We start from the raw sequence: 21,759 nt of genomic DNA on the forward strand, positions 1-21,759 counted from the left end.
TCAGCCTCTAAAAAAAAGTTTTAAAAATTTGGTAATCTTATAAAACGCGCTATATTTGCTCACATCAAACATTTTCTCACTAGTTAAATCTTAACTAACTATGAACAAAGCCGAATTGATCGACAAACTCGCCAAAGATGCTGGCGTTACTAAAACACAAGCTAACGATGCTTTGGATTCCTTCACTAAAGCTGTTGCTGACACCCTGAAAAAAGGTGGTAAAGTAACTTTAGTTGGTTTCGGTACTTTCTCTGTTTCCAAACGTGCTGCACGTAACGGTAGAAACCCCCAAACCGGCCAGATCATCAAGATCAAAGCTAAAAAAGTGGCTAAATTCAAAGCCGGTAAAGCGTTGTCTGACAAACTCTAAGAGTTGGCGACCCAACTTATTTAAGCAAGGAACATTATTTGTTTCTTGCTTTTTTTATTTTTGCAGTGCAGAAACGCCCGAAAAAGCGCACTTTTGTGAAAGATCATTCATCAATTAAACATTTAAAATCATGGGTAGAGGAGATATCAAAACCAAGAAAGGTAAGATCACTAAAGGATCTTTTGGTAAAGTTCGTCCGGCTAAAACCAAGAAAAACGTTGCTCCTAAAGCGGAGCCTAAGGCCTAGTTTATCTTTGCCAGATATAGGGGATTCCGGGTATTTGCCTGCAAATACCCGGAATCCCTTTATTGTTTAAGGGGCCAGGCGGCTGATCTTCCAGTTGCCATCTTCTCCTAAAGTATACAATAACCGGTCGTGCAACCGGCTGCTCCTTCCCTGCCAGAACTCCATCTGCAAAGGTTTTACGAGATATCCGCCCCAATGTTCCGGCCGTTCTAATGTTTTTCCTTCCAATGCTTTCACCTTTTCTTCCAGGAATGACCGGCCGGGAATCACTTCGCTCTGCGGAGAAGCAATTGCTCCCATCTGGCTCCCAACGGGCCTGGAACTGAAATATTCATCACTGATAGCTGCCGCAGCTTTGCTAACGGTACCTTCTATACGAACCTGCCGTTGCAGCTCTTTCCAGAAAAATAACAACGTCACCTGCGGATTAGCAGCCAACTCATGTCCCTTCCGGCTCTCATAATTTGTAAAGAACAGGAAACCGTCCTCGTCAAAACTTTTCAATAACACTATCCGGGCTGATGGTTTGCCATCCGGCGTACTCGTAGCCAGCGTCATGGCATTGGGCTCATCCAGTTCACTCTGGATCACTTCCACCCACCAGCGGTCAAATTGTTGTACCGGCCCTGCTGCCATCTCTTCCTCATTAAGCGTGGCCAGCTTATAATCCAGCCGCAGATCTGCTATCTTTTGATTGATCATCTGGTTACTTTTTGACAAAATTAAGGCATATATCCCCTAATTTACATCAGCTTTAAATCAGCATCCATGAAAAAACACCTTTGTTTACTGGCTTCCGTGGTTTTGCTCGTGGCTTGTCAGCAAGCCCCCAAAAAGCCCGTAGAACAAAAAGATTCCACCGTTACCACGGCAGTCACCACTTTCTATAAACAACTGAAAGGCACGCTGGCAGGGCAACCTGTAACCATGCACCTGATCAGTTCCCGGGAACATGCATACGAAGGCTGGTATTTTTATGATAAAGTGGGCATCCCCATTCAACTGATCAACCAACCGGATTCCGGGAATAAGATCACACTCCTGGAATATTCCAGCGAGGACAATCCCAATGTTTTCAATGGCCAGCTCTCTGCAGACGGTCATTTTACCGGTACCTGGAAAGGTGCAGATGCGCAATATGATTTTGATCTGAAAGAAGATTATACACAGGCCGTTCAATTCAATATTTTCACTTTTTCCGACTCTGTTACTCTCTTCTATAATAATCCGAAATCCCCCATGGGCATCGCCTCAGCCAGTATTGTCTGGCCAGTGGGTGGAGCAGACGATACTGTACTGAACGTCATCAAACAAGTGATTTCCGCTTCTTCCAATAATGCAAAAGGCGAAAAAGATCCGGAATTACTGGTGAAAGCACCCGTAGATACTTTCCTGCAATTCTATAAAAACAGCCGGGACGATGCGGATTCCAATGCATTGGGCGCTATCTGGGACTGGAATACGCAAACGGATACACGTGTTGTTTGGAACCAGTATCCTTTACTCGTATTGGAGAATTCAGATTATTCCTATACTGGCGGCGCGCATGGCAACTGGGGCAGCGGATTCCATGTAATAGACCTTTCAAAAAAGAAGGAACTTACACTGAACGATGTATTTAAACCGGGCTACAAAACCGCGCTAAGTTCTGCGCTGGCAAAGTCCTTCCGCAAAAAGTACAAACTCCCCGCCAATGAGCCGCTGGATAAACAATTCCTCTTTTCCAAAACCATTGTGCCCAACGATAATTTTTTCCTGACAAATAAAGGGGTGGTGTTTAATTATACTCCTTATGAAATTGCGGCATACGCCGTAGGTCAGATCACTTTATTCATCCCCTTTGAGGATGTGAAAACAGTTGTTAATGAAGCTTACCTTCCTTGAAGATGAACCCATCCTCGTATTTACAGGTATAACTATTCATACCCTCCATTCCTTTTGCGAAGAAGTGATACAGGATCATCCCGCTTTTTTTAATAACAATAGCGACACGCTTATTTCACCACTGGAAAAGATCCGTTTGCTCAAAGCCCTGATAGATGGGTTTTCCAGCGACAATCCACTCAAAAGGTACCGCGGGGATGTATACGCAGAATTGCATCCGCTGGCCCGCCTTTTCTCTTTCATGAAAAGGAATAAAGAAGAAGTGGATGCCCCCGGAGCCGCGCAGTTCAGCACTTTTCAGCAAATGATGCAGAATGCCGGCAAATATGATACAGATGATATGGTCAGCTGGGTGATCACGGCTTTTGAGCAAAACCCGGAACTCCTTTTTCAATATAGAGAACGGCTGTTATACGCCACAGGCACACCAAACCGGCTGACACAATTACTGGAAGCCAGGATGGAAACCCCGCAGATGGAGATGCACGCCATTGAAGAGAAAATAGAACAGCTGGGCGCCAAAAATGAAGAGATAACAATCATCAGCCAGGATCGTCCCCCGCAACCTCGCCAGGCACTTAACATTTTGCGGTACATTGCTGCGGAACAAGAAATTCCCACCAGCGGGGAAGACCTCCTTTTTGAGATCATGCATGATGATCATTTCAAGATCCCTCCTGTTGAAGCAGCAAAGATCTGCAGGCAGGCGGCAGATCAGAAAACATCTATCCGTGCGTTTCTGCAACAACCCCGCATTCCTTCTTTGTTCTCAACCGGGCCGGATGAAAACGCCCTTCAGTTAAGCTCCCTGCTGGAAAAATGGATGTTGCTGCCGCTGCCGGAATTATTAGAAACAATCCCCGGAACACCGGAGGTTTTAAAAGAAGAAATTCGTCACAATCCGGGTCTCACGCTGCCGGCATTAATGGAAAGTGTAGACCTCATCAAAAAGCTCCCCAACATAGGAAAAATAAAAACCACCCACGTATTCTTTCTCTCAAAACAAAAGCCACTCAACCAGGCCCCCGAAATTGAAAAGATGGATCCGCTCTTCATAGACCCTTTGCTGAAGGACTTCGCGATGAGCGCCACGATCCTCAATAATTATCTCCGCTGCCCCCTGGCTTTCTTTTATCAGCAACTCATCAAAGCCCCGATGGGCAGAAAGGAAAACCTCGCGTTCGGCTCTGCCGCTCACTTTGCGTTGGAAAAACTCTTCCAGAAAATGCAGCTGGCGGATGCGTTTCCTTCCAAAGAAATATTCCTGGAAGATTTCAATGCCTATATGAAGAGTAACCGTATTTCCTTTACCACAGAAGCTTTTGAAAGAAGGATGGAATATGGCCACCGGATCTTAAGCAGTTATTACGACCGGTATATTCATGAATGGAACCCCATTGTAAGTGTGGAGCGCACTATCCGGAACGTCTTCATCAACGGGGTGCCGGTGAAAGGAAAAATAGATAAGCTGGAATTTGACGGCAACCGGGTAAACATCGTGGATTACAAAACGGGAGATTATGAAAAAACGAAGCGGGACTGGAAGAAGTTTGCGCCCCCGGAAGAAAACTTACCGGAGGGTGGCGACTACTGGCGGCAGGGTGTATTCTATAAAGTTTTGTTAGATAATTATAAACAGAAGAATTGGCAGGTAGTTAGCACAGAATTTGATTTCATAGAGCCCGGCCGTAACGGGGAATATTTTAAGGAAAAGATCAATATCACGCCGGCAGATATTACCACCGTCACCCAGCAGATCAAGGAAAGCTGGGAACGGATCCAACAAAGGGATTTCTATACCGGATGCGGGAAACCGTATTGCGAATGGTGCAATTTTGTAAAGGACAACCACCTCCAGGTGGCCTTACATACATTGCCCGGGGAGGAAGAACAAGAATAATGGACAACAAACAGTAAGTTTGCAAATAATTTAATTTTCAGGTTAGAAAACATGAATCAGAACTTCCGGGGCTTGTTTGGCTCACTGATCGTATTGGCTTTGTGCAGCTTTTTTACCCAATGCGCTAACATTGTGCCTCCGGGCGGCGGTTCCAGGGATACCCTGGCACCCAGGCTCATATCCGTTAATCCGGAGGATTCTACACTGAACTTTAAAAGTCAGAGTGTGGTTTTCCATTTTAATGAATTCGTGGAGCTGGATAATGTGATCGAAAAAATGATCGTTTCCCCTACCCTGAAACGTACGCCCACGGTAACTGCCAAGTTGCGGACCATCACCTTGCTGATCAAAGACTCCCTGCAGCCCAATACCACTTACACATTCAATTTCGGCGATGCCGTAAAAGATGTGAATGAGCGCAACCCCATCGAAGATTTTCAGTATGTAGTGTCTACCGGCACTTACCTCGATTCTTTGCAGGTCACCGGAAAACTGCTGATCGCAGAAACCGGCAGGGTGGATAGTAACGTAGCCGTTATGCTGTATTCCAACATGGAGGATTCCGCCGTATCAAAAGAGAAACCACTCTACCTCGCCAAAACCAAAGGAGATGGCACCTATCGTTTTAAGAATATCAAACCCGGCACCTATCGCATCTTTGCTATTAAAGAAGAAGACCGGGATTTTCAATATACTTCCAAAAAGGAAATGATCGCTTTTGCGGATGAGCCGATTGAACTGAAAGAAAATCTGGCGAACGTGAACATGGCCCTCTTTAGTGAAATTGATACTGTAAAAGCAGAAGAAGAACAACCACAGGGAGAACCACCGCCACCGCCGAAACAGCCGAAGAAACCTAAGTTGCTGGCTGCTGCGGAACTCAATGGAGGCAAACAGGAACTCGGAGATTCCCTCTCCCTCGTTTTTAATTACCCCCTTAAAACACTGGATACCGCCAAAATACTGTTGCTGGAAGATACCACACACAAACAGGTACCCTTTACCCTGCACGTAGCAGATACCACTTCCAAAAAATACAAAATGGCCTATAACTGGAAACCCGGAAAGCCCTATCAGCTGATCCTCCCGGAAGGATTTGCAACAGATACTGCCGGCATTACCACGTTGAAAGCAGATACCATTGCTTTCGAGGCTAAAAGTATTGACGATTACGGCATCATTAAATTATCCCTCACTGTAGGAGACAGTGCCCACCTGGTACTGCCAGCGGATACCGCCTACCAGTTTGTGGTACAGCTGGTTTCCAATAAAGAGATCAAATACCAGGGCGTTATTAAGAACGGCAAATGGGAAAGAGGATTAGTGCAACCCGGAGAATATGAGATCAGGGTGCTGGTAGATGAAAACCGGAACGGGATCTGGGATACGGGTGTTTATTATGGCAAACCGAAGAAACAACCGGAGAAGGTGTTCCCGTACAAAGAAAACCTGGTCGTCAAAAAGAACTGGACCTTGTCCCCCACGGTGAAACTCTAACCACAGGTATAATCCGTATTTTTGCAGTATGATCTTCTCTTCCGCATTAATTGAAAATGCTGTTAATGAATTTGCCCGGTTACCCGGTGTGGGTAAGAAAACAGCCCTCCGGCTGGTACTCCATCTGCTTAAACAAGATACTGCACAGGTAGAACTGTTTTCCGAAACCATCGCCCGCATGCGGCGGCAGATCAAGTTCTGCAAACAATGCCATAATGTTTCTGACGACGATACCTGTAGCATCTGCGCCAGCCCTGCCCGCCATAATCATACAGTATGTGTGGTGGAAAGCATCCGGGACGTGATAGCCATAGAAAACACACAGCAGTTCAACGGAGTTTACCATGTGCTCGGCGGGATCATTTCTCCCATAGACGGTATCGGGCCGGACCAGCTGAACATCCATACACTTGTTGAAAGAGTGAAAGCACAGAACATAGAAGAGGTGATCATGGCCCTGAGCCCTACTATTGAAGGAGACACCACTATATATTACCTCTCTAAAAAACTGAAGGAAAGCCCCGTAAAGATCACCACTATTGCCCGTGGTATCTCTTTTGGGGGAGAGTTGGAATATGCAGATGAAATGACGCTGGCCCGTTCTCTTACCAACCGCTTACCACTCGAAAACTACCTCCAACAGGGAAAATAGCCTTCACCTTAGATTAACATGGATTTTTCCCGGAGGTTAACTAACTTTATACAGGTTATCATATAGCTGATCCTGAAAACATTATACACATGTTCAAATTAATGCTCCTCTCCGCTTTCTTTTCTTTAGCATTCGGCAATATCTACGACTTTAAAGTAGACGCCCTGGATGGCGGAAAAATAGATTTTTCCAAATACAAAGGAAAAAAGATCATGGTGGTAAACACCGCTTCTATGTGCGGCAACACTCCTCAGTATGCTGAACTGGAAAAACTCGCTAAAAAATATAAGAACAAACTGGTGATCATTGGCTTCCCCGCAAATAATTTCGGTGGTCAGGAACCAGGCTCCAATGCAGAGATCAAAGCTTTTTGTACAAAAGAGTATGCAGTAACTTTTCCAATGGCAGCAAAAATTTCTGTAAAGGGATCCGATATCCACCCTCTTTATCAATATCTGCTGGCTGAAAGCAAAAAGAAACAATTCGAACCGGAAGAAGTACAATGGAATTTTCAAAAGTACCTGCTGGATGAAAAAGGCGAATTAGTAGCTGTATTCAAACCGCGTACTTCCCCCACATCGCCCGAAGTGATCGCAGCGATCGAAAAATAAACGTCAATGACCAAACACCTAATGAACAGCCTCGCAGTAATTTGCTGCGGATTCTTTTTTATGCCTGCCTGTAAAGATTATAACGCCGCAGAACTGCTCAATTGTGAAAAAGCGGCGATCGACCTCAGGGTTGATAACCAAATAGTCCCCATGAAAATCCTCAGTTCCACATTGCTCCGCACCGGAAGCTTTAAGGTATTGAGCCTGGAGGCTTTCGTGGATACCATGAAAGTAGTGATGAACATAAAGGATGGCGCTTACAACAACGAGATCCAGCTGCTTTCTGACAGTTTAAAAGTAAAAACCTATTCCTACTCCCGCAAAACCGGGCAGGATACCACAGGGTTAGTACTGGTAGGTGTTAAAATTGGCCAGGACTACAAATTCTTAAAAACAGATTCAGCCGCCTTCACCATCACAGAAATAGATCCGGACAACAAGAACCTTACAGGGAACTACTATATTCAAACCACCAGCCCCGTTTTAAAAATAAGTGGCGCATTTACCAAAGTGTGTTTTCTTTCCATCAAATAATATGAAGTATTTTTACGCCCATGTACTTTTCTCAGATCATCGGGCAGGATGCTGCACGGCATCAGTTATTGCATGCTGTTCAAAATAACCGCCTCAGTCATGCTATGATTATGCTGGCGCCGGAAGGCGCGGGAGGATTACCTGTGGGGTTAGCCTTTGCACAATACCTCGTTTGTGAAGACCGCCAGGAACAAGATGCCTGCGGCCAATGCCAGGCCTGTAAAAAAGCCGCTCAATATATTCATCCGGATATCCATTTCTCTTATCCCGTGATCCCCCGCAAACCAGGGGATAAACCCATCAGTACAGACTATGCCGCGGAGTGGAGGGAATTTATTGCCCAACAGCCTTATGGTAATGCGTACGACTGGCTGCAATTTATTGGCGCAGAAAACAAACAGGGTAATATCACAGCGCATGAATGCAGTGACATTATCCGGAAGCTCAACCTCAAAAGTTTTGAAAGTCCTTATAAGATCCTCTTCATGTGGATGCCGGAATATCTCGGCAATGAAGGGAACCGGCTGTTGAAACTCATAGAGGAACCTCCTCAGAATACCGTTTTTATCCTCGTGGCGGAAAACCAGGAACAGATCCTGGCCACTATTCTTTCCCGCACACAGCTGATCAAGATCAATCCATTATCAAAAGCAGAAGTAGTAAAAGCTTTGGTGGAAAGGAACCAGGCCCCGGAACCCCGTGCCCGCCAGATTGCTACCATTGCTTCCGGTAATTATAGGGAAGCCCTGCAACTACTGCAACACAACGATAATGATTACCACGAATTGTTGCGCAACTGGCTCAACTGCATTTTCATGCAAAACAGGGCCGGGTTGCAGGAATGGGTGGATCATATTTCCAGCCCTAAAATGGGCCGGGAAAACCAGAAGCAATTCATCCGGTATTTCATCAATGTGCTGGAACATAGCCTCCGCGTGCAATACATGGATAAAAGCCAGCTGGCCTTCTCCGATGAGGAAGTAGACTTTGCGGAAAAGCTGAAAAAGCTCGCCAACCTGGGGCAAATGCAGCAGCTGATGGATGAACTGGACAATGCTTATTATCATATAGAAAGGAATGCTAACGGCAAGATCCTCTTCCATGCACTGTCTATCCGCCTTCAATATGTATTTAAGGGAAGGCCCCTTCCGGTATAGCTGTCAACAATTTACCTTACCTTTGGCCTTAATTCCCTATACGTCTTTAGATTCTGGAAGTAAATATGTACTTTTAGTGACCTGAGAATGCAGGGATAATTATTTCTTAATATTATAAACCGTAATATATGGCTTGTGCCGGATGTGGTACGGGTGTGGATGGGAAGCCGTCGGGATGCAAGAGTAATGGAGGATGCAGTACAGGAGGATGTAACAGATTAAACGTTTTTGACTGGCTGTCCAATATACCCTTGAGTGATAGTTTAGCACCATTTGACATCATAGAAGTTAGTTTTAATAACGGCAGTCGCAAGGATTTCTTCCGCAATTCCACCAAACAGATCTTCGATAAAGGAGACATGGTGTCAGTAGAAGGGATCAGCGGGTTCGACGTTGGTACGGTAAGCCTCACCGGGGAACTGGTAAGGTTGCAGATGAAAAAACGACGGGTGGAAGATACCCCCGAAGTGAAAAAACTGCTGCGCCGTGCATCTACAGACGACTTACATCGCATGTCCGAAAACAAAGGACGCGAACCGGAAGCTTTGATCAAAGCCCGGGTAATTGCCCGTAGTATTGGCCTGGAAATGAAACTGGCCGAAGTGGAAATTCAGGCCGATGGCCGAAAAGCCACCTTCTTCTATACGGCAGACGACCGTGTGGATTTCCGTGAATTGATTAAAATGTATGCCTCCGAATTCCGGGTGAAGGTGGAAATGCGCCAGATCGGTGCCCGCCAGGAAGCTGGAAAAGTAGGTGGTATCGGTAGTTGCGGCCGGGAGCTTTGCTGCTCTACCTGGCTCACAGACTTTAAATCAGTTAACACTACCGCTGCACGTTACCAGAACCTTTCCATCAATCAGGCCAAATTATCCGGTCAATGCGGCCGCCTCAAATGCTGCCTCAACTATGAGCTGGATACTTACCTCGATGCCCTGAAAGATTTCCCGGATGACTGCGATGTGATAGAAACCACCAACGGCAATGCGACCCTGCAAAAGCGGGATATCTTCAAAAGCCTCATGTGGTATTCTTTTGACAGCGCCAGCGCCAAACAATACCCGCTCACCATTACCCGCGTGAAAGAGATCCGCCAGATGAACAAACAGGGCATCAAGGCAGAAGAACTGAAACCCGTGGAAGTGGTTAGCACCAAACCAGATGTCGAAGCGGACCTTGGGTTTGCAGATGTGGTAGGCCAGATCAGCTTGCGCTCCCTGGAAAAAGCATCTCAGAAACGCAAACAAAAGAGCCGGGATAGTAAACAAAAAGAAGGGAAGGATATCAAACCTAAAGGTGCTCCGCAAGGACAGGGTCAGCCACAACAAGCCCGTCCGCAAAGAGATCAACGCCCTAAGGGAGAACAAAAACCCGATCAGCCAAGAGGCCCGCGTCCTGATCAAAGGCCCCGCGGTGAAAACCGGGGAGGTGAAAACCGTGGCCAGGGCCAACAGCAACGTGGTGGCGAAAGTCGTCAACAGCAAGGCCAGGGTGGAGGTGAAAACCGCGGTCAGGGTCAGCCACAACAGCAGCGTGGTGGCGAAAGCCGTCAACCACAAGGCCAGCAGGGAGGAAATCAGGGCCAGCCACGCAACCCGCAAGGTCAGCCGCGCAGCAATGAAAACCGTCCGCCAAGACCGGATCAGAAACCCCGCCCTGAAAACCGCGGCGGAAATGAACCCGGAAAACCCAAAGATCCCAACCGGGAAAATCGGGAAGGTCAAAAACCACAAAACCCTGGCGGTCAAGGTGGTAACAACCGGCACAGAAATCGTCCCCCTCGTAAACCGGACGACAAACAATAAATAGTATTTACTGCACGTATTATATAGTAGAGACGCAATATTGCGTCTCTACGTATATTAGCCATAATGATCGGATTTCCTCCCAGATATGGAACCACCTACGACCTAGAAAACCGCACATCCGCTGAACAGCTGATGATTGCCTGGATGGCTGTTGAAAAAATGAATTGGGAGATCAGCACCGTTACGCCAGACAGCCTCACCGCCTTTACAAATTTCAGCCTCCGCTCCTGGAATGAACAGGTAAGTATCCGGATCACGGAAGAAGGTCTCGAACTTTTCAGCGTATCCACCGGTGTACAGGTATTGGATTTTTTCAGGAACCGCCAGAACATCCGGCGCCTGCTGAAAGAAATGGACCTTATCAATGCTAATACCTCCACAGAACAACTGGCAGCACAATACGAAGAAAGAAAAGTGCAATTGGACCGGAAAGAAGATTTCGTTCACCTTACCCATAATACCCGGATCGTAAGTGGCTTCATGAATGTATTCCGCCCTGTAAAGGGATACTTCATCACTCCCATCCTGATCACCCTGCAAGTATTAATATTCCTGCTCCTCACCAATAAATGGCTTTTCCCGGAAAGCACCTGGTGGACGATTTCACCACAGGCATTGTTGGATGTAGGCGCAAATTATAAACCCCTCACGCTTTTCGGACAACCATGGCGCCTGCTCACGGCTAACTTTCTACATGCAGATGTATTACACCTGTTCTTTAACATGTATGGCCTCATGGTCTGTGGCATTTACCTGGAATCGCTTCTGGGCAGATGGCGCTTCCTGCTCATCTATTTGCTTTGTGGTATCGGAGGAGGTATCGCCAGTTTATGGTGGCACGACAGACTTGTTTCCGTAGGAGCCTCCGGAGCCGTTTTCGGATTGTTTGGATTTATCCTCACACTCCTGTTGCATCGTTTTCTGCAACCGGGCGAACGGAAAGCCCTGCTGATAAGCATCGGTATCTATCTTGTTTTTAGTTTTTCTGCCGTTTTCTTTGCGGACAATTTTGATCATGCCTGGCATATTGGGGGGTTACTAACTGGTGCTGTCCTGGCCCTGGGAATTTACCCCAACATGCAAACCCGCACGGTTTGGGTAGCTGGTTTGATGACTTCCTTATTCATTGGCATCTGGTTCATGCTGCCCAGAGATGTAAATATCTATATCGAAAAGTTGGAAAAGATGGATGAGAACTTTGTGCTCGCAGCCGTAGTATACAACAATCAGCATTCCGGAGAGGAGCGCAAAAAACTGCTGAAGGATTATGGTATTTATTACATGAATGAAAATCTGCGCATCATGGATGAGATCGATCAGTTGTCTCTCAGCGCGGATTCCCGCAATCATAATAAGTTATTGCGCAGGCTGATCACTACACAAAAGAGCATGTATAATTACAGTTATAAAACTTTGGAAGAAGGGAAGAACAGGTATGATAAAGAGATCCTCGAAGCTATTCATGAACTGAGCAGGATGCAAAAGCAGCTGGGAGATTAAGGGGGGCTTTTTTTTAAAAAGTGTTCTTCAAAAAAGCATTCACAAAAGCAACTGCAGGCTTTATTCTAAAAACCCATTCAATGCCGCCGTAGGCTGTATTCAAAAACAATCTAAGCCTTTATTTTAAAAAGCATTCGCAAAAACAATCCTGGACTTTATTCCTAAAGAACATTCAATGCAGCTGTAGGCTGTATTCAAAAACAATCTAAGCCTTTATTTTAAAAAGCATTCGCAAAAACAACCCTGGACTTTATTCCTAAAGAACATTCAATGCAGCTGTAGGCTGTATTCAAAAACAATCTAAGCCTTTATTTTAAAAAGCATTCGCAAAAACAACCCTGGACTTTATTCCTAAAGAACATTCAATGCAGCTGTAGGCTGTATTCAAAAACAATCTAAGCCTTTATTTTAAAAAGCATTCGCAAAAACAACCCTGGACTTTATTCCTAAAAAACATTGAATGCAGCCTACGGCTGCATTCAAAAACATTCTTCAAAACAACCCTGACCGTTATTTTAAAAAACAATCAAATACAGCCGCCGGCTGTATTCAAAAAATCACTCACAAAAAACAACCCGCCTCTCTCTAAACAAAAACCCTCTACTTCTCCTCCTCAAAATACAGCTTATAAAAATGCATCGTCCTTTCCTCATCATATCCCCTTTCAATCATCTCCCGGTTACCATGAATATACACATGAAAATTCCTGTCCAGTTTTAAAATACTCTTAAACACCCGCTGCTGCTTCTTTACAGCCGCACCGGAAATGTCAAATTCATCCGGCACATCCAGTTTAAATTCTTCCCTGAAATGCTCCCGGTAATTCTTAAATGCATCCACCGCATCAGGATGTCCCAGCACTTCTTCCGCAAATTCATTCAGCTGGAATTGCTCCTTATCTTTAAAATAGGCCGCAGATTTATTCAACAATTCAATCTGATCTACCCGGTTCATCTCAAATTCTTCCGGTAGTTTTTTCTGGATGAACTGCTGGCAAATACTCACCATCGTTTCCGTCTGATGATAACTATCTTCCCTCCGTTGCACCTGCAGGAAAGCATCTTTCCAGTAAACCGCTTCATTCTGTTTACTGATACTGTCTACAATACTTACTTTATATCCTTCTTCCTGTTCAACATTAAAAACAAGACAACCTTTATCCAGTTTATTGATATTGATCCCGTCGTCATAATTCACTTCGTAGTTCTCATTACTGAGATATACTTTCAGGTAAGTATCCCTGTTCTCCGATTTGAAGATGCCGATCGCTTCCACTTCTTCCCCATCCACCTGGCATTTGGAAAAATGAACGATGTACAATTCTCCCCCTTTGATCTTAGGATGCGTGGAATGTTTATAAAGATGTTTCGCGATGTTTTCAGACTGCTCCTGGAAGTTATCCTTGTTTTCAAAGATCAGGCTGCAATACTTGAAAACCTCATTCAGATGCAGGTCTGCTTCATGGGTGAACCTGAAATACTCCGCATTATTGGTGAACGGCTGAATGAAATAACTCAGCAGCAGCGTGCCGATAGTTTCGTCCGTCAGCTCCAGTGGCTGTTTGGAGAGGATCAGCGGATCTTCATTCGTTGCATTGCCCACCTTATGAATGGTGAGTCTTTCCAGGTCTTTTATATCAGATACATGAATCATACGGGCTGCAAATTAGGCGCATTTGTACTTTTACGCTAAAAAATTTAATTTAAAGGTATGAAACGCATACTCTCCCCCCTCTGCCTACTCTTTAGCATGGCCTGTTTCGCACAGGAACCACTTTACACCGCTAAAGACCTGACCCCTGAAAATATGTTCTCCTCCAACATTGAAGGCCCCAATTTCGACAAAGCCGGTAACCTGTACGTCGTGAATTTTATCAAAGACGGCGTGATCGGCAAGATCAATTCCACCAGCGGAAAAGGAGAGATCTTTGTAGTGCTGCCGGATACCAGTATCGCCAACAGCATTCAGTTCAACAGCAAAGGCAATATGTACCTGGCAGATTTCAAAGGCCACAATGTACTCGAAGTAGCCATGCCTTCCAAGAAAGTAAGTGTGTATGTACACTCTTCAAAGTTCAATCAGCCCAATGATCTCTGCATCAATAAAAAGGACCAGCTATTTGCCTCAGACCCTAACTGGCAAAACCAGACCGGTCAGATCTGGCGAATAGATCCGGGAGGAAAAATGGTGTTGGCAGCTGGCGATATGGGAACCACCAATGGCATTGAATTAAGCCCGAACGAAAAAATACTGTATGTGAATGAAAGCGTGCAGCGGAAAATATGGAAGTTCGATGTGGACACCAAAGGCAACATCTCCAATAAAACCCTCTTCGCGGAATTTCCGGACCATGGCTTTGATGGCATGAAATGCGATAAAGCCGGCAATCTGTATGTAACCCGCTACGGCAAAGGATCCATAGCCGTGCTCAGCCCTGCCGGCGAACTCATCCGCGAAATCCAGATGAAAGGAAAATCCACCAGCAACCTCGTGTTCGGCGGCAAAGACGGCAAAACCGTTTTCGTTACCCTGCAGGACAGAAAATGCATGGAAACCTTCCGCGTAGAGATCCCCGGTAAGAAGTTCTGATACTATTTTAGCAAGGCGAAGAAACATCATTTGTTTACCACGGGTTCGATACGTGTTTTACATTCCTTCGCTACCGCTATAGGTGAATATAATATCAATAAAAAAGGCTGACCATGTGGTCAGCCTTTCCCAATTATATAAAAAGATCTTATGTGTTCAATCCACCACAAACACTGATCACCTGCCCGGTCACATAACCGCTCAGATCAGATGCCAGGAAGAGGCAAACATTTGCGATGTCTTCCGGTGAACCGAATTTACCCAAAGGAATTTTATCCATATAAGTTTTAGCACCTTCTCCATCTTTCAGGTAATGCGTCATATCTGTTTCCACAAAACCTGGCGCTACTGCGTTCACACGAATATTGCGGCTGCCTATCTCCTGGGCGATGGATTTTGAAAATCCGATGATGCCTGCTTTGGAGGCAGCATAACTGCTCTGGCCGGCATTACCTTTCATACCAATGATAGAGCTCATATTAATGATGCTGCCGCTTTTCGCTTTCATCATCGGGCGCATCACCAGCTTGGTCATGTTGAATACGCTCTTCAGGTTAATGTCCATCACTTCATCCCATTGTTCAGCGCTCATGCGCAACAGCAGGTTGTCTTTAGATATTCCGGCATTATTTACACAAATATCCACCGTACCAAATTCCTTCAACACATCAGTAACCAGTGCTTCGCATTCTTCGAATACACCGGCATTACTTTTATAGGCTTTGGCTTTTACACCTTTTGCGATCAGTTTAGCTTCCAGGGCTTTGGCTTTCTCATCAGAGCTCACATACGTAAACGCAACATTTGCTCCTTCATCCGCAAATTTAAGTGCGATCGCTTCTCCGATCCCACGGCTTGCTCCAGTTACGATGGCTACTTTGTTGTTGAGTAATTTCATTTTAACAGATAGGTTTTAGCTTTAGTTTGAATTAGTGTTTTTCTACGAACCGGAGGATCTCCTCCAATAAATGCCGCTCGTTATTGAGACGTGGAACTTTATGCTGCCCACCCAGTTTTCCTTTGCTTTTCAGCCATTCCGTAAAACAGCCCTGGGCCATTACCCGCACTGTCGGGCGTTGTAATGCCATATCCTTATGGCGTTTAGCCTCGTAATCGGAATTGATCGTCTTAAGCGTATTGTCTAATACGTTGATAAACTCTTCCAGGTTTGCCGGCTGTGTTTCAAATTCAATCAGCCACTCATGCCCGCCATTTCCTTTATCGCTGAAATAAATGGGCGCGGCCGTATAGTCATTCACGATGGCCCCGGTCACTTCACAGGCCCTCCCGATGGCTTTATCCGTATTGTCTACGATCAGTTCTTCCCCAAACGCATTGATGAAAGATTTAGTACGTCCGCTTACACGGATGCGGTAAGGGGCCAGGGACACAAACTGAACCGTATCGCCAACGAGATAACGCCAGAGGCCACCATTTGTACTGATCACAATAGCATAGTTCTTTCCCATTTCCACTTCATGTAATTGCAGTGTTCTGGGGAATTCCTTGCCATATTCTTCCATCGGCATGAATTCATAGAAGATGCCATGGTTCAGGAACAGCAGCAGGCCTTCTTCTCCAATGATATCCTGTGCAGCGAAGAAACCTTCAGATGCATTATAGGATTCCAGGTAATTCATGTTCGGTTTGCGGATCAGTTTTTTAAACTGTTCCCGGTAAGGCGTGAAGCTCACACCACCATGCATATACAACTCAAGATTAGGCCATACATCCGCAAGGTTGTCTGTACCCGTGAGTTCAAATATCCGTTTGATCAATACGATCGTCCAGGTAGGTACTCCCGCAATGGAAGTCACATTTTCGTGGATCACCGCATTGGCCATGCGTTCTATTTTTTCTTCCCACTCATCCATTAAAGCAATGGAAAGGTCCGGCGTGCGGATCATGTTCCCGTAAAAAGGCATGTTCTGCAACATCACGGCACTAAGGTCTCCGGAGTAGCTGTCACTATCCGGTGCCAGTTTATTCACCTGGTGGCTTCCGCCGATCACCAGTGATTTGCCCGTGAGCACATCAGATTCCGGCAGGTTATTATAATAAAGGGAAAGTACATCCCGCCCGGCGCGGTAATGACAATCGTCCAGGCTTTCTATGGAAACAGGAATGAATTTGCTTTTATCTGCTGTGGTGCCGCTCGATTTGGCGAACCACTTGATAGGAGTGTTCCAGATCACATTCTGCTGCCCTTCCATCACCCGCTGGATATACGGTTTAATGGATTCATAATTATGAACAGGAACGCGTTGTTTGAATTCGTCTATCTTAAAAATATTGGAGAAGCCATACTGTTTGCCGAATTCCGTGTACTGGGCAGCGCTAAGCAGATTCTGAAATACCTGCTGCTGTACCTGCAGCGGATATTGCATAAAGTGCTCAATACGGCCCATACGTATTCTGGCCAATTGTGATAAAGCTGGACTTAAAATCTTCATACCAGGTTTTAACTAGGGTTGTGATAGTGGTTATTGTTTAGCAGCTTCGTCCAGGTAATCCTTCCTGCGAAGTACGAAATTTTGGCCAAGATACACTTTTCTTACCTGTTCATCTGCTGCCAGTTCTTCCGCCGTACCGGCTTTGAGGATCTTGCCTTCAAACAATAAATAGGCTCTGTCTGTAATGGAAAGGGTTTCCTGTACGTTGTGGTCCGTGATCAGGATGCCAATGTTCCTGTATTTCAATTTAGCTACAATGGCCTGTATATCTTCCACGGCAATAGGATCGATCCCTGCAAAAGGCTCATCCAGCAGGATGAACTTAGGGTCCACAGCCAGGGCACGGGCAATTTCCGTCCTGCGGCGTTCGCCCCCGCTGAGTACATCTCCCGGACTTTTCCGCACGTGTTGTAAACGGAATTCCTCCAGCAGTTGTTCCAGTTTCTCTTTTTGTTCCGCTTTGTTCAGCTTCGTCATTTCCAGTACGGCAGCAATATTATCCTCTACACTCAGCTTACGGAAAATACTGGCTTCCTGCGGCAGGTAGCCAATTCCCATCTGCGCCCTTTTGTACATCGGCAGTTTGGTGATGTTCTGATCATTCAGAAAAACCTCTCCCTCATCCGGTTTGATAAGCCCTACTACCATATAAAAGGTAGTGGTCTTTCCCGCTCCGTTAGGCCCCAGCAGCCCAACGATCTCTCCCTGCGTAACTTCCACAGATACGTGATTTACCACGGTCCTTGCCCGGTATCTCTTAACTAATTGTTGTGTATGTATTCTTAGCGCCATAAACTGAATCTGAGCAAAAATAGTAAAATAGGGGCATGAACCACGGATTCGCCCGATAGATACAAATTTTTAACCATTTATTGGCTATTAGTTAATTAGTATCCTAAATAATATCTTTGCGTGGTTTTATAATTACCGCTTCAAAATATGAAAGTTACTGAACATATTTCCCAGGCAAAAGATACATTGATCTCATTTGAGATATTGCCGCCCCTGAAAGGGAAAAGTATTGAATCCATATACGACCACCTCGACCCCCTGATGGAATTCAAACCATCTTTCATCAACGTTACTTATCACCGCAGTGAACATATGTTCAAAAAGCGTGCTGATGGCTCTTTTGATAAAGTAGAGATCCGCAAACGCCCCGGCACAGTTGGTATTTGTGCCGCTATCATGAACCACTACCAGGTAGATGCAGTTCCGCACCTTATCTGCGGCGGTTTCAGCAAAGAAGAAACAGAAAATGCCCTCATAGACCTGAATTTCCTGGGAATAGACAATGTACTGGTGCTCCGCGGAGATGCCCCAAAGAACGAAACCTTCTTTGAAGCACATCCAAATGGTCACCGTTACGCAATCGATCTCCTCCATCAGGTAGTACAGATGAATAATGGTATTTACCTGGAAGAAGACCTCATGGGAGGCCTCAAAACCAAATTCTGCATCGGCGTTGCTGCCTATCCGGAAAAACATTTCGAAGCACCGAACATGCAAACAGATATGATGTACCTCCAGCGCAAAGTAGAAGCCGGCGCAGATTACATCGTTACCCAGATGTTCTTCGATAATAAAAAGTATTTCGACTTTGTGGCAAAATGCCGGGAAGCAGGGATCACTATCCCCATCATTCCAGGTCTGAAACCTTTGACCACAAAGAAACAAATGACCATATTGCCTCGTACTTTCCATGTGGATATGCCGGAAGACCTGTACACAGAAGTGAATAAGTGCAAAACAGATAAAGATGTGGAACTGGTAGGTACAGAATGGTTGATCCAACAGTCAAAGGAATTGAAAGCTGCCGGTTCTCCTGTATTACATTACTACACCCTCGGCAAACCGCATGTGGTGCGTAAAGTAGTAGAAACGATCATGTAGGTAAAAAAAATAGCCACTACGTAGATACGCGATGGCCTTTTTTCCCTATAACTGTCACACCTTTTGTTTTTGTTAAAAAACTTATTGGTGATGTATTGCTGATAGTAAGACGTGGGCAAATAGTTTTACCCCCACGGTAAAGAATAAAAAAAGAAGCCGCCCATATGGACGGCTTCTTTTATGAATATCGTTTTACAGATCAGATCAGTAATCTTCCCGGTTGAATAAAAAGCCCACGCTTACACCCAGGTACTTGTTCTTGGTACTCATCCTGGCTATCCGGTCAATATCTGTAAGCCCCATGCTATAGTTGGCGCTTAACATTAAACCGTTATCAAATTCATAACCCAGTGTAAAGTTGGCGCCGGCATCCCAGGGATACATCCTCACTACAGCCAGGTTATTATCTTCCCTGCGGGAAAATTGTACCTGCTTTGAATTCTGTGTAACGCTGCGCCCGTTTTGCATAATATCAAAATCATAACGGCCCTGCAAACCATACCCCACATAAGGACCAAAGCCTCCTGTAATACTTCCAACGCCTAACGGACACTTATATATGATATTAAACGGCAACTCCAGGTAGTTCAGTTTCATCTGGCTGCCGGTAGGAATGTACACGCCTGTCAATTCTGCCTTAGGTATCCGGGATCCCTGGAAGCTGGTGCCTTTGGTGATATAACGTATTACCGGTTGCAGGTAAAACCCGTCATAACCAAGGGGCATATTGATCACCAGGTCCAGATGCCAGCCATGGAACGTTTTCATGGCACCGCTCACATCTCCCAGTTCGCTGCGCACGTCTCCTGAAATTTCCATGTTCGCAGCTGTATAGCCGGTTCTGATGCCAAGGCTTACCTGTGCCTGTACATTGAATAATAATGAGGTCAAAAAAACGATCAGCAGACCTGTTCTTTTCATAAAATATGATTTTTAAATAGGGGTCTCGTGCTGCTAAATAGAGATAGTAAAGTGCTCGACGAAAAAATGCGAGTAGAATTGCTAAATGTGCTCTGTCTATTATTGGGATCAAACTTAATACATTCTTCTTCAATTTTATAATGGACAGGAGCGTTTGATGGTTAAATAATAGTGAACGGATAACACAACCGGCCTCGGGATTGTTTAAAAAAAAGACCAAAAAAATGGCAGGCTAAGCATTGCAATATTTTGAAATGCTTAACCTGCCTGTTTATTAACAAGAAATGTACGCGTGATTAACGCATGCCACCGAACTTATATCCTACGGAAACACCAAAGGATGTGTTCTTTACCCTGTTCTCATCATCTCCTGCGCCATTGATATTCACTAAACCAAGGTCTGTATGAAGACCAAAGTTCAGGCCCATCGGCAATTCATATCCTACCTGGAAGTTAGCGCCCGCATCCATTCTCTTGGTCTGCAAGGCATTGTCACTTCCAAATTCGATGTCGTTGTCTCCTGCCTTACCGCCTAATGCATAAGAAAAGTAGGGCCCAAGGCCAATAAACAGGTTACCTGTTCCTACTTCTGGTTTGTACATAAAGTTGATGGGAAGTTCCAGGTAATGCAACCTGGTTTTAACGTCTGCTCCTAAAGCATTCTCTGATTTACCGCCTTTGCCTACATACAAGAGGCTGGGCTGAATAAAGAACTCATCTGCCAGTGGAAGATCTACAGTCACCCCTGCACGGAGTCCTGTCATCATATCGCTGGTCTTCTTGTTCCCGTTGTTCACCAACGGATTCTTGTAAGTGGTACTCGAAAAGCTCGGTCCTGCTGTTATTCCAAATTTAACCTGTGCAAATGAAGCACCGGCCATTAGCATAACCGCAAAGGATAACAATACTTTTTTCATTGTTTTTATATTTATCTGTTAGGATGAAATGGTGTATTCCTGACTAAATAATGCTTTAGTCCTGAAAATGTTTATTCTGTTACGTTTTTGCCACTGCGGCTGCCTCCAAAAAGGTAACCAACGGAGAAGCTCCATACACGGTTCTTGCTCTTATCATCACGGGAATCATCTGCTCCGGAAAGGATCTTAGCGAAACCAAGACCATACTGTGCAGATAACAGGAAGTTGCCAAACTCAACACCGGCCAGTAAATTACCACCGTAGTCAAAACGTTTGTACTTGTCATAACCCTGGTTAGGATCTGTGTTATCAAAAGGGGTATCATCGTCCCACTTGATATTACTTTCACCACTTACAGGCCCGAGTGCGTATTTGTTCTTACCGCCTACACCAAAAGCTGCATAAGGACCGGCACCAAAGAAGATACGGGTATCCTCACCCACAGGTATCTTACCTACAAGGTTTACAGGAATTTCAATGTATTGAGGGTTAGTGGAAGTTTTGAAGTAAGTAGCGCTTCCGGGCTCTCCTCTTTCTAATTTGGAACCTTTACCGGTATAGTAAACACCGGGTTGAAGTGATAGAACGGGGGAAAGCGGAAAATCCGCAATAACACCAACATGGAAGGAGCTTTTGAATTTGTTTTCTTCTACATTCCCGCCGCTACCGGTAGTGATATTGGCGAGATTATACCCGCCTTTTACACCTACCCTTGCTTGTGCCATGGCAGTTACCGACAACCCGATAGCCATACATGAGAGAACAATCTTTTTCGTCATAACCTAGTAGTTTGATTATGACCCTGAATTTCAAAGACTGTGCCAAA

General features: G+C 45.2%; 21 protein-coding genes. 13 read left to right on the forward strand and 8 right to left on the reverse strand.

Going from position 1 to position 21,759, the window contains the following annotated elements; genetic code table 11:
- Window positions 1-100: 100 nt before the first annotated feature.
- Both GFS24_RS14670 and GFS24_RS14675 read left to right on the forward strand, forming a co-directional pair.
- On the forward strand, window positions 101-370 hold the full coding sequence (locus GFS24_RS14670) for an HU family DNA-binding protein (protein WP_074241463.1): 270 nt from the start codon (window positions 101-103) through the stop codon (window positions 368-370).
- A 130-nt stretch (window positions 371-500) separates the two neighbouring features.
- A complete protein-coding gene (locus tag GFS24_RS14675; RefSeq protein WP_153660423.1) occupies window positions 501-617 on the forward strand; it encodes a 30S ribosomal protein THX in 117 nt (38 codons plus the stop codon).
- 66 nt (window positions 618-683) lie between these two features.
- Here the strand turns inward: GFS24_RS14675 and pdxH are convergent, their stop codons facing one another.
- Complete coding sequence (pdxH, locus tag GFS24_RS14680; RefSeq protein WP_153660425.1) at window positions 684-1,319, reverse strand: pyridoxamine 5'-phosphate oxidase; 636 nt, start codon at window positions 1,317-1,319, stop codon at window positions 684-686.
- 66 nt (window positions 1,320-1,385) lie between these two features.
- On the opposite strand from pdxH, the gene GFS24_RS14685 reads away from it, so the two are divergent.
- From GFS24_RS14685 to GFS24_RS14725, 9 genes are all read left to right on the forward strand, one after another.
- Window positions 1,386-2,501: a DUF3298 and DUF4163 domain-containing protein gene (locus GFS24_RS14685; protein ID WP_153660427.1), complete on the forward strand. Its 1,116-nt coding sequence runs from the start codon at window positions 1,386-1,388 to the stop codon at window positions 2,499-2,501.
- On the forward strand, window positions 2,482-4,401 hold the full coding sequence (locus GFS24_RS14690) for a RecB family exonuclease (RefSeq protein WP_153660429.1): 1,920 nt from the start codon (window positions 2,482-2,484) through the stop codon (window positions 4,399-4,401). Before GFS24_RS14685 ends, GFS24_RS14690 begins: the two co-directional genes overlap by 20 nt.
- A gap of 51 nt (window positions 4,402-4,452) precedes the next feature.
- A complete protein-coding gene (locus tag GFS24_RS14695; RefSeq protein WP_153660431.1) occupies window positions 4,453-5,898 on the forward strand; it encodes an Ig-like domain-containing domain in 1,446 nt (481 codons plus the stop codon).
- Between the two features lie 28 nt (window positions 5,899-5,926).
- Window positions 5,927-6,550, forward strand: a complete 624-nt coding sequence (recR, locus tag GFS24_RS14700; RefSeq protein ID WP_153660433.1) for a recombination mediator RecR — start codon at window positions 5,927-5,929, stop codon at window positions 6,548-6,550.
- Window positions 6,551-6,639: 89 nt separating this feature from the next.
- Window positions 6,640-7,161, forward strand: a complete 522-nt coding sequence (locus tag GFS24_RS14705) for a glutathione peroxidase (protein WP_153660434.1) — start codon at window positions 6,640-6,642, stop codon at window positions 7,159-7,161.
- 6 nt (window positions 7,162-7,167) lie between these two features.
- Window positions 7,168-7,695: a hypothetical protein gene (locus GFS24_RS14710; protein ID WP_153660436.1), complete on the forward strand. Its 528-nt coding sequence runs from the start codon at window positions 7,168-7,170 to the stop codon at window positions 7,693-7,695.
- Window positions 7,696-7,715: 20 nt separating this feature from the next.
- Entirely contained in the window at window positions 7,716-8,852 is a 1,137-nt protein-coding gene (locus GFS24_RS14715) for a hypothetical protein (RefSeq protein WP_153660438.1), read from the forward strand.
- Between the two features lie 128 nt (window positions 8,853-8,980).
- Window positions 8,981-10,657: a regulatory iron-sulfur-containing complex subunit RicT gene (ricT, locus tag GFS24_RS14720; RefSeq protein ID WP_153660440.1), complete on the forward strand. Its 1,677-nt coding sequence runs from the start codon at window positions 8,981-8,983 to the stop codon at window positions 10,655-10,657.
- Window positions 10,658-10,723: 66 nt separating this feature from the next.
- Window positions 10,724-12,160, forward strand: a complete 1,437-nt coding sequence (locus tag GFS24_RS14725) for a rhomboid family intramembrane serine protease (protein WP_153660442.1) — start codon at window positions 10,724-10,726, stop codon at window positions 12,158-12,160.
- A 600-nt stretch (window positions 12,161-12,760) separates the two neighbouring features.
- Here the strand turns inward: GFS24_RS14725 and GFS24_RS14730 are convergent.
- On the reverse strand, window positions 12,761-13,813 hold the full coding sequence (locus GFS24_RS14730; protein WP_153660444.1) for a nucleoid-associated protein: 1,053 nt from the start codon (window positions 13,811-13,813) through the stop codon (window positions 12,761-12,763).
- 57 nt (window positions 13,814-13,870) lie between these two features.
- On the opposite strand from GFS24_RS14730, the gene GFS24_RS14735 reads away from it, so the two are divergent.
- Window positions 13,871-14,749 (forward strand): SMP-30/gluconolactonase/LRE family protein, encoded by an 879-nt coding sequence (locus tag GFS24_RS14735; RefSeq protein ID WP_153660446.1) that lies wholly within the window; start codon window positions 13,871-13,873, stop codon window positions 14,747-14,749.
- Between the two features lie 148 nt (window positions 14,750-14,897).
- On the opposite strand, the gene fabG is transcribed toward GFS24_RS14735, so the two are convergent.
- From fabG to lptB, 3 genes are read right to left on the reverse strand one after another with little or no spacing between them, the layout of a single operon-like run.
- Entirely contained in the window at window positions 14,898-15,647 is a 750-nt protein-coding gene (gene fabG / locus GFS24_RS14740) for a 3-oxoacyl-[acyl-carrier-protein] reductase (RefSeq protein ID WP_153660448.1), read from the reverse strand.
- Between the two features lie 31 nt (window positions 15,648-15,678).
- Window positions 15,679-17,202 (reverse strand): GH3 auxin-responsive promoter family protein, encoded by a 1,524-nt coding sequence (locus tag GFS24_RS14745; RefSeq protein WP_153660450.1) that lies wholly within the window; start codon window positions 17,200-17,202, stop codon window positions 15,679-15,681.
- 30 nt (window positions 17,203-17,232) lie between these two features.
- On the reverse strand, window positions 17,233-17,994 hold the full coding sequence (gene lptB / locus GFS24_RS14750) for an LPS export ABC transporter ATP-binding protein (protein WP_153660452.1): 762 nt from the start codon (window positions 17,992-17,994) through the stop codon (window positions 17,233-17,235).
- A 147-nt stretch (window positions 17,995-18,141) separates the two neighbouring features.
- Between lptB and metF the strand changes: the two genes are divergently transcribed.
- Window positions 18,142-19,095 carry a methylenetetrahydrofolate reductase [NAD(P)H] gene (gene metF, locus GFS24_RS14755; protein WP_153660454.1) on the forward strand — a complete coding sequence of 318 codons (954 nt, stop codon included), beginning with the start codon at window positions 18,142-18,144 and terminating at the stop codon, window positions 19,093-19,095.
- Between the two features lie 204 nt (window positions 19,096-19,299).
- Here metF and GFS24_RS14760 read toward each other — a convergent pair whose 3' ends face one another.
- From GFS24_RS14760 to GFS24_RS14770, 3 genes are all read right to left on the reverse strand, one after another.
- Window positions 19,300-20,016 carry an outer membrane beta-barrel protein gene (locus GFS24_RS14760; RefSeq protein ID WP_153660456.1) on the reverse strand — a complete coding sequence of 239 codons (717 nt, stop codon included), beginning with the start codon at window positions 20,014-20,016 and terminating at the stop codon, window positions 19,300-19,302.
- Between the two features lie 296 nt (window positions 20,017-20,312).
- Window positions 20,313-20,933: a porin family protein gene (locus tag GFS24_RS14765; protein ID WP_253906490.1), complete on the reverse strand. Its 621-nt coding sequence runs from the start codon at window positions 20,931-20,933 to the stop codon at window positions 20,313-20,315.
- Window positions 20,934-21,004: 71 nt separating this feature from the next.
- Window positions 21,005-21,712, reverse strand: a complete 708-nt coding sequence (locus tag GFS24_RS14770) for a porin family protein (RefSeq protein WP_153660458.1) — start codon at window positions 21,710-21,712, stop codon at window positions 21,005-21,007.
- Window positions 21,713-21,759: the final 47 nt, after the last annotated feature.

This window comes from Chitinophaga sp. SYP-B3965 (assembly GCF_009647655.1).
In the GTDB taxonomy this organism is placed as follows: domain Bacteria; phylum Bacteroidota; class Bacteroidia; order Chitinophagales; family Chitinophagaceae; genus Chitinophaga.